This window comes from Janibacter sp. CFPM2_SD2 (assembly GCF_057364645.1).
Window position 1 is genome coordinate 1 of sequence record NZ_JBNFOF010000072.1, and the last position, 14,032, is coordinate 14,032.

14 protein-coding genes and 2 pseudogenes are annotated in these 14,032 nt (G+C 73.5%); 6 read left to right on the forward strand and 10 right to left on the reverse strand.

Annotated features, from left to right (window positions below; genetic code table 11):
* On the forward strand, positions 1-349 hold a 349-nt coding region (locus AC2W7J_RS08670; RefSeq protein ID WP_485982108.1), incomplete at its 5' end, for a hypothetical protein.
* A 25-nt stretch (positions 350-374) separates the two neighbouring features.
* On the opposite strand, the gene AC2W7J_RS08675 is transcribed toward AC2W7J_RS08670, so the two are convergent.
* The 6 genes from AC2W7J_RS08675 to AC2W7J_RS08700 all read right to left on the reverse strand — a co-directional run bounded on the left by AC2W7J_RS08675 (position 375) and on the right by AC2W7J_RS08700 (position 4,538).
* The gene (locus tag AC2W7J_RS08675; RefSeq protein WP_485982109.1) at positions 375-1,466 is read right to left on the reverse strand and encodes a helicase-related protein; all 1,092 of its coding nucleotides are present in this window, start codon (positions 1,464-1,466) and stop codon (positions 375-377) included.
* A 31-nt stretch (positions 1,467-1,497) separates the two neighbouring features.
* Complete coding sequence (locus tag AC2W7J_RS08680) at positions 1,498-2,043, reverse strand: GNAT family N-acetyltransferase (protein WP_485982110.1); 546 nt, start codon at positions 2,041-2,043, stop codon at positions 1,498-1,500.
* A gap of 46 nt (positions 2,044-2,089) precedes the next feature.
* Entirely contained in the window at positions 2,090-2,635 is a 546-nt protein-coding gene (locus tag AC2W7J_RS08685) for a DUF1697 domain-containing protein (protein ID WP_485982111.1), read from the reverse strand.
* Positions 2,632-3,405, reverse strand: a complete 774-nt coding sequence (locus tag AC2W7J_RS08690) for an SDR family NAD(P)-dependent oxidoreductase (RefSeq protein ID WP_485982112.1) — start codon at positions 3,403-3,405, stop codon at positions 2,632-2,634. Before AC2W7J_RS08690 ends, AC2W7J_RS08685 begins: the two co-directional genes overlap by 4 nt.
* Positions 3,402-3,929, reverse strand: a complete 528-nt coding sequence (locus tag AC2W7J_RS08695; protein WP_485982113.1) for a hypothetical protein — start codon at positions 3,927-3,929, stop codon at positions 3,402-3,404. The genes AC2W7J_RS08690 and AC2W7J_RS08695 overlap by 4 nt, the downstream gene beginning before the upstream one ends.
* A gap of 75 nt (positions 3,930-4,004) precedes the next feature.
* Positions 4,005-4,538 (reverse strand): GNAT family N-acetyltransferase, encoded by a 534-nt coding sequence (locus tag AC2W7J_RS08700; RefSeq protein ID WP_255184588.1) that lies wholly within the window; start codon positions 4,536-4,538, stop codon positions 4,005-4,007.
* 64 nt (positions 4,539-4,602) lie between these two features.
* Here AC2W7J_RS08700 and AC2W7J_RS08705 point away from each other — a divergent pair.
* The 4 genes and pseudogenes from AC2W7J_RS08705 to AC2W7J_RS08720 all read left to right on the forward strand — a co-directional run.
* Positions 4,603-5,160: pseudogene (locus tag AC2W7J_RS08705) on the forward strand (VOC family protein); the annotation flags it as partial.
* Positions 5,161-5,380: 220 nt separating this feature from the next.
* The gene (locus tag AC2W7J_RS08710) at positions 5,381-6,676 is read left to right on the forward strand and encodes an MFS transporter (RefSeq protein WP_485982114.1); all 1,296 of its coding nucleotides are present in this window, start codon (positions 5,381-5,383) and stop codon (positions 6,674-6,676) included.
* A gap of 32 nt (positions 6,677-6,708) precedes the next feature.
* Complete coding sequence (locus AC2W7J_RS08715; protein WP_485982115.1) at positions 6,709-7,176, forward strand: PaaI family thioesterase; 468 nt, start codon at positions 6,709-6,711, stop codon at positions 7,174-7,176.
* On the forward strand, positions 7,176-7,772 hold the full coding sequence (locus AC2W7J_RS08720; protein ID WP_485982116.1) for an ATP-binding protein: 597 nt from the start codon (positions 7,176-7,178) through the stop codon (positions 7,770-7,772). Before AC2W7J_RS08715 ends, AC2W7J_RS08720 begins: the two co-directional genes overlap by 1 nt.
* Positions 7,773-7,904: 132 nt before the next feature.
* On the opposite strand, the pseudogene AC2W7J_RS08725 reads toward AC2W7J_RS08720, so the two are convergent.
* The 4 genes and pseudogenes from AC2W7J_RS08725 to AC2W7J_RS08740 form a co-directional block, all read right to left on the reverse strand.
* A pseudogene (locus AC2W7J_RS08725) lies at positions 7,905-8,493 on the reverse strand (mismatch-specific DNA-glycosylase).
* 145 nt (positions 8,494-8,638) lie between these two features.
* Positions 8,639-10,888 carry a heavy metal translocating P-type ATPase gene (locus tag AC2W7J_RS08730; protein WP_485982117.1) on the reverse strand — a complete coding sequence of 750 codons (2,250 nt, stop codon included), beginning with the start codon at positions 10,886-10,888 and terminating at the stop codon, positions 8,639-8,641.
* Entirely contained in the window at positions 10,878-11,864 is a 987-nt protein-coding gene (locus tag AC2W7J_RS08735) for a heavy-metal-associated domain-containing protein (protein WP_485982118.1), read from the reverse strand. Before AC2W7J_RS08735 ends, AC2W7J_RS08730 begins: the two co-directional genes overlap by 11 nt.
* Positions 11,865-11,866: 2 nt before the next feature.
* Positions 11,867-12,076, reverse strand: a complete 210-nt coding sequence (locus AC2W7J_RS08740) for a heavy-metal-associated domain-containing protein (RefSeq protein WP_084449761.1) — start codon at positions 12,074-12,076, stop codon at positions 11,867-11,869.
* 350 nt (positions 12,077-12,426) lie between these two features.
* Between AC2W7J_RS08740 and AC2W7J_RS08745 the strand changes: the two genes are divergently transcribed.
* On the forward strand, positions 12,427-13,635 hold the full coding sequence (locus AC2W7J_RS08745; protein ID WP_485982119.1) for an FAD-dependent monooxygenase: 1,209 nt from the start codon (positions 12,427-12,429) through the stop codon (positions 13,633-13,635).
* The last annotated feature ends 397 nt before the right edge of the window (positions 13,636-14,032 follow it).

Consider the following 14,032-nt stretch of genomic DNA (forward strand, 5'->3'; position numbering starts at 1 on the left):
GCCAGCGGCTGGCGTCGCGGGAGCGCCCGGAGCGCAGGTCGGCGAGCAGCCGGTCGAGGTCGCCGTCGTCGCTGCGCAGGTCGTCGGCGAGGGTCGCGACGACTTCGGCCGCCGCGTGCGCCGACGAGTCGGCGCCGTCGAGCAGGGCGCGGGCGAGCCGTGGGTCGGCGGGGATGCGCGTCGCGGCGAGCCCGTCGTCGTGATCCGTCCGTCGTCGTCACGAGCCGAGCCCGCGCCAGGGTGGTCGTCGGCCGCGGCGTGGCCGGCCGCCGGGGGTGGCTGTCCGAGCAGCGCCATGCCCTCGCCGCGGGGCCGAGCCCAGGCGCGAGGGTCAGGGCCGTCTCGGTGAGGTCGGCCGTCGGTGATCTGCGGGGTCACGGTGCTCGGGTGCGCGCGACCACGCCGACTCCTCGACGAGTCGCACGGCGCGGCCGGGGCCCAGGCGCGCGGCCCGGCCGGGCGCGCTGGGTCATCGAGGCCCGGGAGGCCTGCACCGTGACGAGGCCGGACATGTCGCGGGCGGCGTCGCGGCGGGGTTCGCGGGAGAGGGCCGCGTCGACGACCAGGCGCACGCCGGGGACGGTCAGCGAGGACTCGGCGAGATCGGTGGAGACGACGATGCGGCCACCGGTTGGGGAGGGGCTGCCGCCGATCGCGAGGTCCTGCTCGCGCGGGGAGAGGCGACCGTGGAGCGGGAGGACCTCGGCGCCGGGGACGAGACGGGCGAGCAGCTCGACGACGCGGTCGACCTCGCGGGCTCCCGGGACGAAGACGAGGGTGTGGTGGTCGAGGTCGTGCTCCTGTGCGGTCACCCGCGCGACGTGCTCGAGGAAGTCCCGGGTGACGCCCCGAGCATCGGTCCGCGGGCCGGGCGCCGGCTCCCAGAGCACCTCGAGCGGGTGCAGCGCGCCCTCGCTGTCGACGAGCGGAGCCGGATCGTCGTCGTCGCCCAGCAGCGTGGCGATGCCCGGCGCGTCGAGGGTGGCCGACATCGCGACGACGGGCAGCTCGCGCAGCTGACGGACCTCGGCGAGCATGCCGAGCAGCAGGTCGGTGTCGAGGGCGCGCTCGTGGACCTCGTCGAGGACGACGGCCGCGGTGCCGGTCAGCTCGGGGTCGGCGAGGAGGCGGCGCACGAGCACCCCCGGCGTCACGAACTCCAGCCGCGTGCGCGGCCCGACCCGTCGCTCGCCGCGCACCGTGTGGCCGACGAGGTCGCCGAGCTCGGTCCCGGTGAGATGCGCGAGGCGCGCGCGCAGCACGCAGGTGACCCGTCGCGGCCCGGTGACGACGACCCGGCCCTCGACGCAGTCGGCGACGAGCGGGGGAGCGAGCGTCGTCTTGCCAGACCCGGGCGGGGCCTGGACGACCGCGACCCCACGGGTGGTCACCGCCGTGCGCAGCGCGTCGAGCGCCTCGGCGAAGGGGAGGCCCTCGCCGATCGCGCGCAGGTCGAGGTCGGTCATGGCGTCGAGCCTCGCACGAGCAGGACCGGGGTCAGCGCTCGAGGACGAAGAGTCGCGTCGTCGTGTCGTAGTAGCGGTCCGTGAGCCCCTCGTCGCGCATGCCCAGGCGACGGGCGACCCGCTGCGAGGGCGCGTTGTCCGGATGGGTGACGGCGACGATGCGGGGGAGGTCGGCGGCGTGCTCGAGGACGCGGGTCGCGGCCTCGGTCGCGATGCCGCGACCCCACACGTCGGGGTGCAGGTGCCAGCCGATCTCGACCTCGGGGCTGTCGAGCGCGAGGTCGGGGTCGCGCGGGTCGTCCGCGAGGGGCGAGCCGCTGATCGGGATCGGCTTGAGCAGCAGCGTCCCGACGAAGCGGTCGTCGAGGTCGATCGCCCAGATGCCCTGGGGCCGCGGGTAGGGCACGTCGCGGCGACGCGGGATCGAAGCGCGTGCCTCGGCGACGTCGGTCATCGGCTGTCCGTCGCCGATCCAACGCTGCACCTCGGGTCGCGAGTGCAGGTCGAAGAGCGCGTCCGCGTCGTCGTCGCGGAAGGTCCGCAGGGTCAGCTGGTCGGTCGTCAGCGTCTCGGGCACGTCGTCGATCCTCGCACCGGGCGGCGCCCCGCGCCCGCCCCTGCTCTCAGAGCGACTCGAGCTTGCGCACGATCCGCTGCACGGTGAGCCATGTGCGGGTCGTGATGTCCTTGCCGTGGGTCCGGTCGAGCCAGCGCATGAAGTCCGGCGTCCTGCCCGGGTCGCCGTTGTCGATGACGGCGAGATAGGCCCGCGCCGCCTCGTCGAAGCCGACGACCCGCACGAGCGGGTCGGGGTCGTCGGGCACGTCGCCGGGGGCGGTGCCGTCCTTGAGGAAGGTCGCGACGAGATAGGTCCCGCGCCCGTGCGTCAGTCCGTCGAAGGGGTCGCGCTCGAGCAGTGCCCGCAGCTGCTCCAGCGAGCGGATGATCGTGCCGCCGCCGATGCCCAGCTCCGCGACGAGCGCCTCCTGGATTCTCCGCTCCAGCTCCGGCACGTCGGTCTCGTCGGTCTCGAAGACGATGTTGCCGCTCGCGAGCACCGACCCGACCCGCTCCAGGCCGAGCCCCTCGTGGACCGCCTGCAGCTCGGCATTGGAGTTGTGCGGCAGTGCCGGCGCGATCCCGCGCAGCAGTGCGACGTAGCGGGTCATGGCCGCAGGTGCGAGGCGCCGTTGAGGTCGAGCGTCGCCCCGGACGCCCACTGCGCGTCGGGCGAGGCGAGCCAGACCACGGCCGACGCCACCTCCTCCGGACGCCCCACCCTGCCGAAGGGGGAGTCCGCCCGGATCGCTTCTCCGGCAGGGGAGTCCAGCCGGTCGGCGACCCGCTCGGTCTCGACGAAGCCGGGCGCCACGGTCGCGACCGCGATGCCGTGCGGGGCGAGCGCGACCGCGAGCGAGGCGTCCATCGAGTGCAGCGCCGCCTTGGACGCGGCGTAGGCCGGGTAGTCGGGCTCGCCGCGGTGGACGCCCCGCGTGCCGATGGTGATGACCCGCCCCGGCAGCCCGAGCTCGACGAGCCGGCGGGTCATCGCGTGCGTGACCATCGCCGTGCCGAGGGTGTTGATCCTCAGGTAGTCCTCCCAGCTGCGTTGCCACGCAGCCGGATCCGTCGTCGCGGGTGGGTGGGTGAGTGCCGGTGTCGTCGCGATGCCGGCGTTGTTGACGAGCACCGTGACCGGCATCCCCAGGGCCTCCTCGGCCGCCGCCGGCAGTCCCGCCGCCTGGTCCGCGTCGCGGAGGTCGGCGACGACGAGGGCGTGCCCCTCGCCGGGGAGAGAGTCGCGCGTGGCCTCCCCTTCGTCCACCGCGGAACGGACGTGCACGGCGACCCGATCTCCTTGCCGCGCAAAGGCGGTCGCGATCGCGCGGCCGATGCCGCGGGAGGCTCCGGTGACGAGGACGGCGCGGGGTGCGGTCATGCTGCCAGTCTGCTCCCCTGAGGCGTCGTCGAGGGGTTGCGGGGCGCGCGTCGCATCGCGTAGCCGACGACCGCAGCCAGCGTCAGCGGCCCGAAAAGCATCATCGGCGCGTAGACCCACACCATGATCGCGAGCGGGATGCCGTCGAGGGCGCCCTGGTCGGGTCGGCGCCCGGCGAGCACCCCGAGCCACAGCTCGATGGTGAAGAGCCACGTCATCACCGTGCCGCCGAGCGTGCCGAGCACGATGGGCACCCAGCGGTTGATCCCGATGCCGACGAAGCGCTCACCCCACGGGCGCACCAGCCCGACGACGAGCACGGCGGCGAGGACCTGGGCGATCGACAGTCCGAGGACGTAGCCCCCTTCGCCCTCGTGGAGCACGCGGAGCGGCTCCGTGCCCGGCATCCAGCCGGCGATCATCAGCAGCCGCCACACCGCCGACGGCAGCGCGCACGCGAGCACCCCCCATGCCGCTGCTCGTGCCCATGCCTGCGGTTCCCTGTCCTGCCATCCCTGTGTCATGGCTCCAGCCTCGCGACCGCGGACCGGTGGGGCCATGGAGACACCGCCCCGGGCGAAGGGGGGGTCTGCCCCCGTTCAGGAGCCCGTCGGCAGGACCATCGCGACGACGTCGGGGGCGTCGGCGTCGAGCCACGCGGGGCGGGTGCGGCCGACCTCTCGCCAGCCGGTGCGGCGGTAGAGGTCGACGGCCGAGCCGGTGGGGATGACGTCGAGGCACGGGGCCAGTTCGTGCGCGGCGAGGTGGTCGAGGGCGGTGCGCATGAGGGCGGCGCCGACGCCCCGGCCGCGCACGTGGGTCGCGGTGAAGTACACGCCGATCTCGGCGAGCCGGTCGGCCGGCAGGCCGTGGCCGGCCATCCACAGGCGGGACAGCGCCGGCTCCAGGCTCACCTCGGGGTCGCGGACCGGCAGCACCGCGACGTGGCCGACGGGTTCGTCGAAGAGGAGGGCGGTCCACGTCGCCAGTGCGCCGGACCGGGCCACGAAGTCCTCCGGCGCCATCGGCAGGGGCTCGCGGTGCGGGTAGCCGGACGCGGCCTGCTGCTCGACGAGGGCGCGACCCAGCGCAGGCAGGTCGGCGTCGGTGCGGGGGCGGATGACGAGGGGCACGGGACCATCTTGCGGCACGCTGGGTCCATGGTCTCCGACGGTCCTTGGATCCAGCTCTTCATCGATGTCCCGCGCGAGACGTGGGAGAGGTCGGTGGACTTCTGGACGGCCGCGACCGGGTGGGCGGCGAGCGAGCCTCGAGGCGAGCGCGGGCAGTTTCGTCACGCTCGTGCCGGCCGACGGCCCGGGGTGGGTCAAGCTCCAGGCGGTCGACGGTCCGCCGCGGCTGCATCTCGACCTCGACGACCCGGACCGCGCCGGCGCGACGCGGCGCTCGCTCGGGCTGGGGGCGAGACCCCAGTGGGAGTACGAGGGCGTGCCGGTGATGCGCTCGCCGGGTGGGCTGTTCTTCTGCCACACCGTCGAGGCGCCGGGGCGGATCGACCGGGGTGACCCCCTTCGCGTCCTCGACCAGGTGTGCATCGACATCCCCGCCCGGCTCTGGGAGTCCGAGACCGCCTTCTGGGCCGAGCTGCTGCAGCGGCCGCTGACGAAGGGGAGGGAGCCCGAGTTCGCCTTCCTCGACGGCGGGGCCGCCCTGCGCGTCCTCCTCCAGCGGCTCGACGACGAGTCCGGTGAGGTCCGGGCCCACCCGGACTTCGCCGTCGCGGACCGCGCCGAGGAGACCCGACGGCAGTCGCGCTCGGCGCCGAGGTCGAGGGTGTCTTCCCGTGGTGGACCGTCCTGCGGGCGCCCGACGGGCAGGTCTACTGCCTCACCGAGCGCGACCCGGCGACCGGGCGCGTGCGACGAGCACCGTCGTCCTGACCTCGAGGAGCCTCACCGACTCAGCGCGTGGGCTAGGCTGCTCGAGCAAACTTTCTTGAGCGAAGTGAGACCCGATGACCGAGCCGGCCACCTCGACGCCTCACCGCATCCACCCCGCGTGGTGGGTCGCGGCCGTCGCCTTCCTCGCGCTGCTCGGCGCGGCCGGCTTCCGCGCGGCCCCGGGCGCGCTCATGGTGCCGCTCCACGAGGAGTTCGGCTGGTCGATGAGCACGATGTCGCTCTCGGTCGGGATCAACCTCCTGCTCTACGGGCTCGTCGCCCCCTTCGCCGCGGCCCTGATGGACCGCTTCGGCATGCGGCAGATCATCGCCGGCGCGCTCACCCTCGTCGCGCTCGGCGCCGGCGGCAGCACCCTGATGACGGCGTCCTGGCAGCTGCACATCTTCTGGGGCGTGCTCATCGGGACCGGTACGGGCTCGATGGCCCTCGTCCTCGCCGCGACCGTCGCCAACCGGTGGTTCGTGGCGCGAAGGGGGCTGGTCATGGGCGTCCTCACCGCCGGCTCCGCCACGGGGCAGCTGATCTTCCTGCCGCCGGTCGCGGCCCTGGCGGAGGACGTCGGTTGGCGACCCGCCTCGCTCGTCATCGCGGTCGCAGCACTCGCCGTCGCGCCCATCGCCTGGCTCGTCATGCGGGACCACCCGCACGACCGGGGCGTCCTCCCCTTCGGCGCTGATCCGCAGACCTGGGTCCCGCCGGAAGAGGTGACCGGCGGCGCCATGGGTCGGGCGATCGACGGGCTGCGCTTCGCGGTGCGGCACAAGGCCTTCTGGGCGCTCGCGCTCGCCTTCGCGATCTGCGGCGCCACGACCAACGGGCTCATCGGCATCCACTTCATCCCGTCGGCGCACGACCACGGCATGTCGCAGACGACAGCTGCCGGACTGCTGGCGCTCGTGGGCATCCTCGACATCGTCGGGACCATCGCCTCGGGGTGGCTCACCGACGTCTTCGACCCGCGCTGGCTGCTCGTCGCCTACTACTTCTTCCGCGGGGTGGGGCTGCTCGTCCTGCCGCTGCTCCTGTCGGACGCCGTGCACCCGAGCATGCTGCTCTTCATCATCGTCTACGGCCTGGACTGGGTGGCGACCGTGCCGCCGACCGCCGCGCTGTGCCGGGAGATCTTCGGCGAGCAGGGGACGATCGTCTTCGGCTGGGTCTTCGCCGCGCACCAGATCGGGGCGGCGCTCGCGGCCTTCGGGGCCGGGGTCATCCGCGACACCTTCGGCGCCTACACGTGGGCGTGGTGGGGCGGGGCGATGCTCTGCGTCATCGCCTCCGTGCTGTCCTTCGCCGTGCGGCGCGAGCCGGTCGTCGAGCCCCAGCGGGAGCGGATGGCCGTCGGCTGACCGGCGCGCAGGGGTGGGGCTAGCGTGCGGACATGAGCACCGCCTTCCAGGACACCTACCCCGACGACGTCGCGCACTGCTACGGGTGCGGCACGCAGAACCCCGCCGGCCACCAGCTGAAGTCGCACTGGGACGGCGAGGAGACCGTCGCGCGCTTCACCCCGCGGCCCGAGCACACGGCGATGCCCGGCTACGTCTACGGCGGGCTCATCGCCTCGCTCGTCGACTGCCACGGCACGGGCAGCGCCGCCGCCGCAGGGCACCGCGCGCAGGGTCGCGAGATGGGCACCGAGCCGGCGCTGCGCTACGTCACCGCCTCGCTGCACGTCGACTACCTCGCGCCGACGCCGATGGGCGTCGAGCTCGAGCTGCGGGGTGTCATCGAGGAGGTCACCGAGCGCAAGGTCGTCGTCGCCGAGACCGTGCACGCCGGCGAGACCCTCGTGGCGAAGGGGAAGGTCGTCGCCGTGCTCATGCCCGCCGGGATGGCCCAGGGCTGATGTCGCGTGACACCTGGCGCGTGACGACGCACGACTGGTCGCGCGAGGTGGACGCCGAGCACCTGGTCGAGGCGCGGCGGGTGGCGGCGTCCCTTGGTGACGCGCTCGCCCTGCACCTCGCGCTCGAGGTCATCGCCTATGCCGACGACGAGGGGCAGGCCATGCGTCGCAGAGGTGTGGTGAGGGTCGTCGTGCAGGGCGACCTGGTCGAGGTCGACGACGACGGTCGGGGCACCGACACCCGGCGTGACGAGGCGGGGCAGGTCGTGCGCAAGCCGGTCATGGCGACCCGCGATGTCCGGTTCTTCGACGCCCCGGACGCTCCGCTCCTGCCGGACGGGCTGCCGCGACGGGGGATGAGCATCGTCTCCGCCAGCTCGCCCCTCCTGCGGCACACCAACCGCCGGTCGGAGGGGGCGTGGACCCAGGCCTACCGCCACGGCGTGCCGGACTCGGAGCTGCGGGAGGTCGAGGACCGTCAGCGCCCGGGGACGACCGTGGCCTTCGTGCTCCCGCCCGGTGGTCGACTCGACGCGGACCGGCTGCGCGAGCTGGCGGGCGGCTTCGCGCACGTCGACGTGACGGTGACGGACTGACGAGCGGCATGTCGTCCTGCAGTTCGCCGGCTGCGCGGGGTGTGTGGCCCGGAATTCTGGGGGCGGCGCTGTCGGGGCGGGGCGAACTGCAGGAGACGCGCTGCTGGCTGCTCAGTCGAGGTGGCCGGCGGCTCAGTCGAGGAGGCCGGCGGCGCGGGCGGGCTCGGCGTAGGCGACGGCCAGCGAGTCGACCGTCTCGTGGGCGTTGAGCCCGCTCGGGTTGGGCGCGACCCACAGCCGGGCGCCCTCGACGGGCTCAGGCTGCTCGCCGGTCTGCGCCTTGCGCACCCCGAAGGCCTGTCGGTAGGCGGTGATCCCGGCGACGGCGACGACTGCGGCCGGGTGCTGGCGATGGTGGCCAGCAGGCGCTCGCCGCCTCCCGCAGCTCTTCGGCCGTGAGCTCGTCGGCGCGGGCGGTTGCCCGGCGCACGAGGTTGGTGATGCCGACGCCGCGCTCGCGCAGGTGCTCGCGGTCCTCGTCGGTCATGCCGGCGGCGGGGTCGACGGCGCGGGTGAGGATGCCTGCTCGCAGCAGGGCCGGGTAGAAGCGGTTGCCCGGGTGCGCGAAGTGGGTCTGCGTCGCCGCGGTCCACAGCCCGGGGTTGATCCCGACGAAGAGCAGCCGCAGCTCCTGGCCGGGGCCCGGCAGGAGGTCGGGGACCTCCGCGTCGCGGAAGGACTCCAGCTCGGCACGGGTGAAGCTGCGGCGGGCACTCGGCATGCCCGTCACCCTAGATCGGGCCCGGGTCGATGTATGCGGGTGAGTCCCAGCGCTCGCGAATACATCAACCCAGGGCAGGGGGCGCGGGTCGATGTATGCGGGTGAGTCCCAGCGCACCCACATACAGCGACCCGGCGAAGGGGGCTCAGGCGCTCGCGCGGAAGGCCCGCAGCCGCAGGCTGTTGCTCACGACGAAGACGCTGGACAGGGCCATCGCGGCACCGGCGAGCATCGGGTTGAGCAGCCCGAGCGCCGCGAGCGGGATCGCCGCGGTGTTGTAGGCGAAGGCCCAGAAGAGGTTGGCCTTGATCGTGCCGAGGGTCTTGCGCGAGAGGCGGATCGCGTCGACCGCAGCCCGCAGGTCCCCTCGCACGAGGGTGATGTCTGCGGCCTCGATCGCCACGTCGGTGCCCGTGCCCATCGCCAGGCCGAGGTCGGCCTGCGCGAGCGCGGGTGCGTCGTTGACGCCGTCGCCGACCATGGCGACGACCTTGCCCTCGCCCTGCAGGCGCGTGACGACGTCGACCTTGTCGGCGGGCATGACCTCGGCGATGACCTCGTCGATGCCGACCTCGGCGGCGACCTGCTCGGCGACCGCGCGGTTGTCCCCGGTGAGCAGGACGGGGGTGAGGCCGAGCTTCTTCAGCCCGGCGATGGCCTCGGCGCTCGTCGGCTTGACCGTGTCGGAGACGACGAGCACGCCGCGGGCCTGCCCGTCCCAGCCGACGGCGATCGCCGTGCGGCCCTCGGCCTCGGCGGCCGCCTTGGCCGCGGCCAGCTCCTCGTCGAGCGCCATCGACCAGTTCGCGAGCAGCGACTCACGGCCGGCGACGACCGCGTGTCCGTCGACGACGCCGGTGACGCCCTGGCCCTGCACGTTGTCGAAGCCCTCGACGCCCGGCAGGTCGCCGACCTCGGCGGCGGCTCCCTTCGCGATGGCCTGGGCGATGGGGTGCTCCGAGGCGTGCTCGAGGGCACCGGCCAACCGGAGGAGATCGGTGCGGTCCACCCCCTTCGCCGGGACGGAGTCGACGAGGGTCATGGCACCGGAGGTGACCGTGCCGGTCTTGTCGAGGACGATCGTGTCGACCGTGCGCGTGGACTCCAGGACCTCGGGGCCCTTGATGAGGACGCCCATCTGCGCGCCGCGACCGGTGCCGACGAGCAGGGCGGTGGGCGTCGCCAGGCCGAGCGCGCACGGGCAGGCGATGATCAGGACCGCGACGGCCGCGGTGAAGGCTGCGCTCACGGGGAAGCCCGCGCCGAGCCAGGCGCCGAGCGTCGCGACGGCGATCGTGATGGCGACGGGGACGAAGACCCCCGAGACCGTGTCGGCGAGGCGCTGCACCTCGGCCTTGCCGGACTGCGCGTCCTCGACGAGCCGGGCCATCTGCGCCAGCTGCGTGTCGGAGCCGACCCGGGTGGCGCGCACGACCAGCCGGCCGCCCTCGTTGACTGTCGCGCCGGTCACGGCATCGCCCTCGCCGACCTCGACCGGGACGGACTCGCCGGTGAGCATCGAGGCGTCGATCGCGCTCGTGCCCGAGGTGATGACGCCGTCGGTCGCGACCTTCTCACCCGGCCGCACGACGAACTCGTCGCCGACCGACAGCTCCTCGACCGGGATGCGCACCTCGGCGCCACCGCGCAGGACGGCGACCTCCTTGGCGCCCAGCTCGAGCAGGGCGCGCAGGGCGTCGCCGGCGCGCCGCTTGGACCGCTTCTCGAAGTAGCGCCCCATGAGGATGAAGGTGATGACACCCGCCGCGACCTCGAGGTAGATGCTGCCGAGGCCGTCGGTGCGCGAGATCGTCAGCTCGAAGGCGTGCGTCATCCCGCGGTCGCCGGCGGTGCCGAAGAAGAGGGCGACGACCGACCACAGCCAGGCCGACAGCGTGCCGACGGAGATGAGCGTGTCCATCGTCGCGGCGCCGTGGCGCAGGTTGGTCCACGTCGCTCGGTGGAAGGGCCAGCCGGCCCAGAAGACGACCGGCGTCGCGAGCACGAGCGAGGCGAAGCCCCAGTAGTCGAACTGCAGGGCCGGGACCATCGCCAGCAGGATGACCGGGACGGCGAGCACGGCCGAGCCGATGAGTCGCTGGCGCAGGGCGGTCAGCTCACGGTCCTGCGGCGCCTCCTCCTCGGACGAAGGGGGCTCCGCCGCCGGGAGCGTCGCGGTGTAGCCGGTCTGCTCGACGACCGTGATGAGGTCCTGCGGGTCGGTGCCGAAGGGGGCGGTGACGGTCGCCTTCTCCGTCGCGTAGTTGACGCTCGCGGTGACGTCGTCGAGCTTGTTGAGCTTGCGCTCGATGCGGTTGGCGCACGACGCGCAGGTCATGCCGCCGATCTGCAGCTCGACGGTCGAGGTGGTGACCGGGTCCGTCTCAGTGGTCATGGTCGGTGCCTCCGTGCGAGGTGCTGGGGGTGGCGGTGCTGCCCTCGGGGCTGCTGCCCGCCGTGTCGAGGACGAGCGGTGCGGTGTGCACCTGACCGTCGACCTTGACGTCGAGGTAGAGCAGGTAGCGCCCGGGCGTCGGGGCCGTGGTGACGAAGTCGATCTCGGGACCGCCGGGCTCGGCGGCCGTGGGCGCCTCGCCCTCGGGGTGGACGTGGAGGTAGGCCAGGTCGCCCTCGCGCAGGGCGACGAGGTGGCCGGCGGCGCCGAGGTAGGGCTCGATCGTCGTCACGGGCTCGCCGTCGCGCTCGACCCGCAGTGTCAGGCGCGACTCCTCGCCGGGCACGAGGTCGCCCTCGACGCTGACGTCGAGGCCGTCGACGCTCGCGGAGCGGGTCGGCTGCGACGCGGTGGGGGTGACGTCGCCGGCGACGTCGACGGTGAAGGTGAGGGTCACCCCTTCGTCGGCGTCGGCCGGGGTGGTGTCGGCGTAGAGGCGGTAGGTGCCGGCCGCCTGCCAGGTCCACGGCAGCGACCACGTGCCGTCGGCGGCGCGCTGCGGGTGGACGTGGCGGAAGTGCTGGCCGTCGCTGCGTACGACGACCAGGTGCAGCTCCTCCTCGTGCTCGACGGAGTAGTCGGTGACCGGGTCGCCGTCGGCGTCGGTGACCGTCAGCTCGAGGCGGCCGCGCTCGCCGACCTCGGTCGGGGCGGAGACGTCGGTGAGGCGGTAGCCGTCCTGCTCCAGCGACAGGCCCGCGGGTGCGGCGGCGCCGTCGTGGGCGGAGTGCTCGTCGTCGGCGTCACCGGTGCCGTCGTCCGAAGGGGAGGCGTGCTCGCCGCCGTGGGTGGTGCTCTCCTGCGCCCAGCCCCGCGCGGTCTCCTCGGGCACGACCGCGCGGGCCGTGACCGCGGCGAGCGCGAAGACGACCGCGAGGACGAGACCGAAGAGACCGAGACGGGTCGGGGCGTTCATCGTCAGGCCTTGGCGGCCGTGTAGCCGGCCTCGGTGACGGCGGCGATGACGGCCGCGTCGTCGACGTCACCGGAGACGACGAGCTTGCCGGTCGCGGAGCTCACCTCGACGACCTCGGCGCCGGGGATCTCGCTGACCTCTTCGCGGACGGACATCTCGCAGTGGCCGCAGGTCATGCCGGTCACCTGGTACTCGGTGGTGGTCGCGCTCATCGTGGGTTCCTCTCCTCGGTGTACCTCTAGGGGGTATCTGACGGTCCAACCATATACCCCCCAGAGGTATTCCACCAGCGCGGGCGCGCGAGGTGGTCATCGGGCCACGAGGGCGCCCGTCGAGCCGCTCGGCGGAGGTGATGATGTCGTTGTCGACGTACCCCCCGCTGAGCGGTCGCTCACTGGCACGATGCCCCGGGTGATCACCGTGCGCAGGGCCCAGGCCGAGGACTCCGTGGTCCTCGGGGGGATCGACCTGGCGACGTGGACCACGCGCAGCTCTGCCGTCTCGCCGCCCCTGCGCTACTCCGGCGGTCAAGGACCTCTTCGTCGACCGACGGCCGGCGTGGATGACGGGGGTCGTCAACCACAAGGTCCGGGGCAATGTCGTCGCCATCGACGGCGAGGACCTGTGGCTCGTGCACCGGGCCCTGCCCGCCGAGGAGAGCGACTTCGACGTCCTCGACCCCGACCAGTCGATCCGTGACGTCCTCGGGGTCGGGGCGGATTTCCCCTTCGACGTGGTCCGGCAGGAGGACTGGGTCGCGCGCCGACTCGTCGCCGACCGCTTCCGCGATCGGCGGGTCTTCGTCGCCGGCGACGCGGCGCACCTCTGGGTGCCCTTCGCGGGCTACGGGATGAATGCGGGGATCGCCGACGCCGTGCACCTGTCGTGGCTGCTGTGCGCGGTGCTCGACGGCTGGGCCGACCCCGCGATCATCGACGCCTACCAGGCCGAGAGGCAGCCGATCACGGAGCAGGTCTCGCGGTTTGCCATGAGCAAGGTCGAGGAAAACCTCGCGGCGATGTCGGGCCGCTCCGTGCCACCCGTCATCGCCTCGCCCAGCCTCGTCGGCCGGCTGCTGCGCCGGCGTCTGGGGCGGCGGCTCTTCGACATCAACCTGCCGCAGATGTCTCCCGAGGGGCTGAACTTCGGCTACTACTACGCCGACTCGCCGATCATCGTCGGTGATGGCGAAGAGGCGCCGGCCTACGACATGGGCTCGCACACGCCCTCGACGGTGCCGGGGTGTCGCCTGCCGCACCTCGAGGTCGACGGCACGAGCATCCTCGACCGGCTCGGCCCGGCCTACACGCTGCTGCGGCTGGACCCGACGGTCGAGGCCGGCCCGCTGCTCGACTCGGTGCTGCCCGTCGAGCTCGTCGACACGCCGTGGCCGAGCGACCCGGCCTTCGGCCACGCGCTGCTGCTCGTGCGGTCCGACGCCCACGTCGTCTGGCGGGGCGATGCCCTGCGGCCGACGTGGATGCCCTGGTGGCGACCCTCCGGGGCGCACGACCTTGAGGAGATGCGCACCACCCTTCGCATCTGCTTAAGGTCGTGCGCACCCCCGTCGCATTTCCTTCAGCAGATGCGAAGAGGGAGGGGCTGGGTTCAGGTGTGCGACCGCCGACGACGGACGAGCAGGCCGGCTGCGAGCAGCCCGATCCCGCCGATGCCGGCGAGCACCCCGGACCGTGGGGGCGCGTCGTCCCCGGGAGTGGTCACCGGGGCCGACGCGGGCTCGAATCCCCCTGCGGCGCCTGACTCGTCGTAGTCGCTGCCCGGCAGCTTGTCGGCATAGCGCTCGTGGACGACCTGCTGGTAGTCCTCGAGGTTCATCCCGCCGCCGACGACCTTGCGTGCTTCGCCGTTGAGCGGGCGGACCCGGTCGTTGGTCACCGCGTACCAGGCACCGACCTGCGGCTCGCTGAGCAGCGCGGCGGACCCGGCCCGGCGGGCCATGCTCGCCTCGACGTCGCCGGTCGCGGCGTTGACGGCTCGCCAGGCACCTCCCTTCGTCCGGGTGGTCCACACCGAGACGAGCTGCTCGTCGACCCGGGCCGTCGTCGCGACGTAGCCGAGGTCGCCGACCGGGCCGGTGCCCTCGGCGACGAAGTCGGCGGGCGAGCACGTGCACCTCGGTGGTGGTGCCGGCGACGACGCGGGGGGTG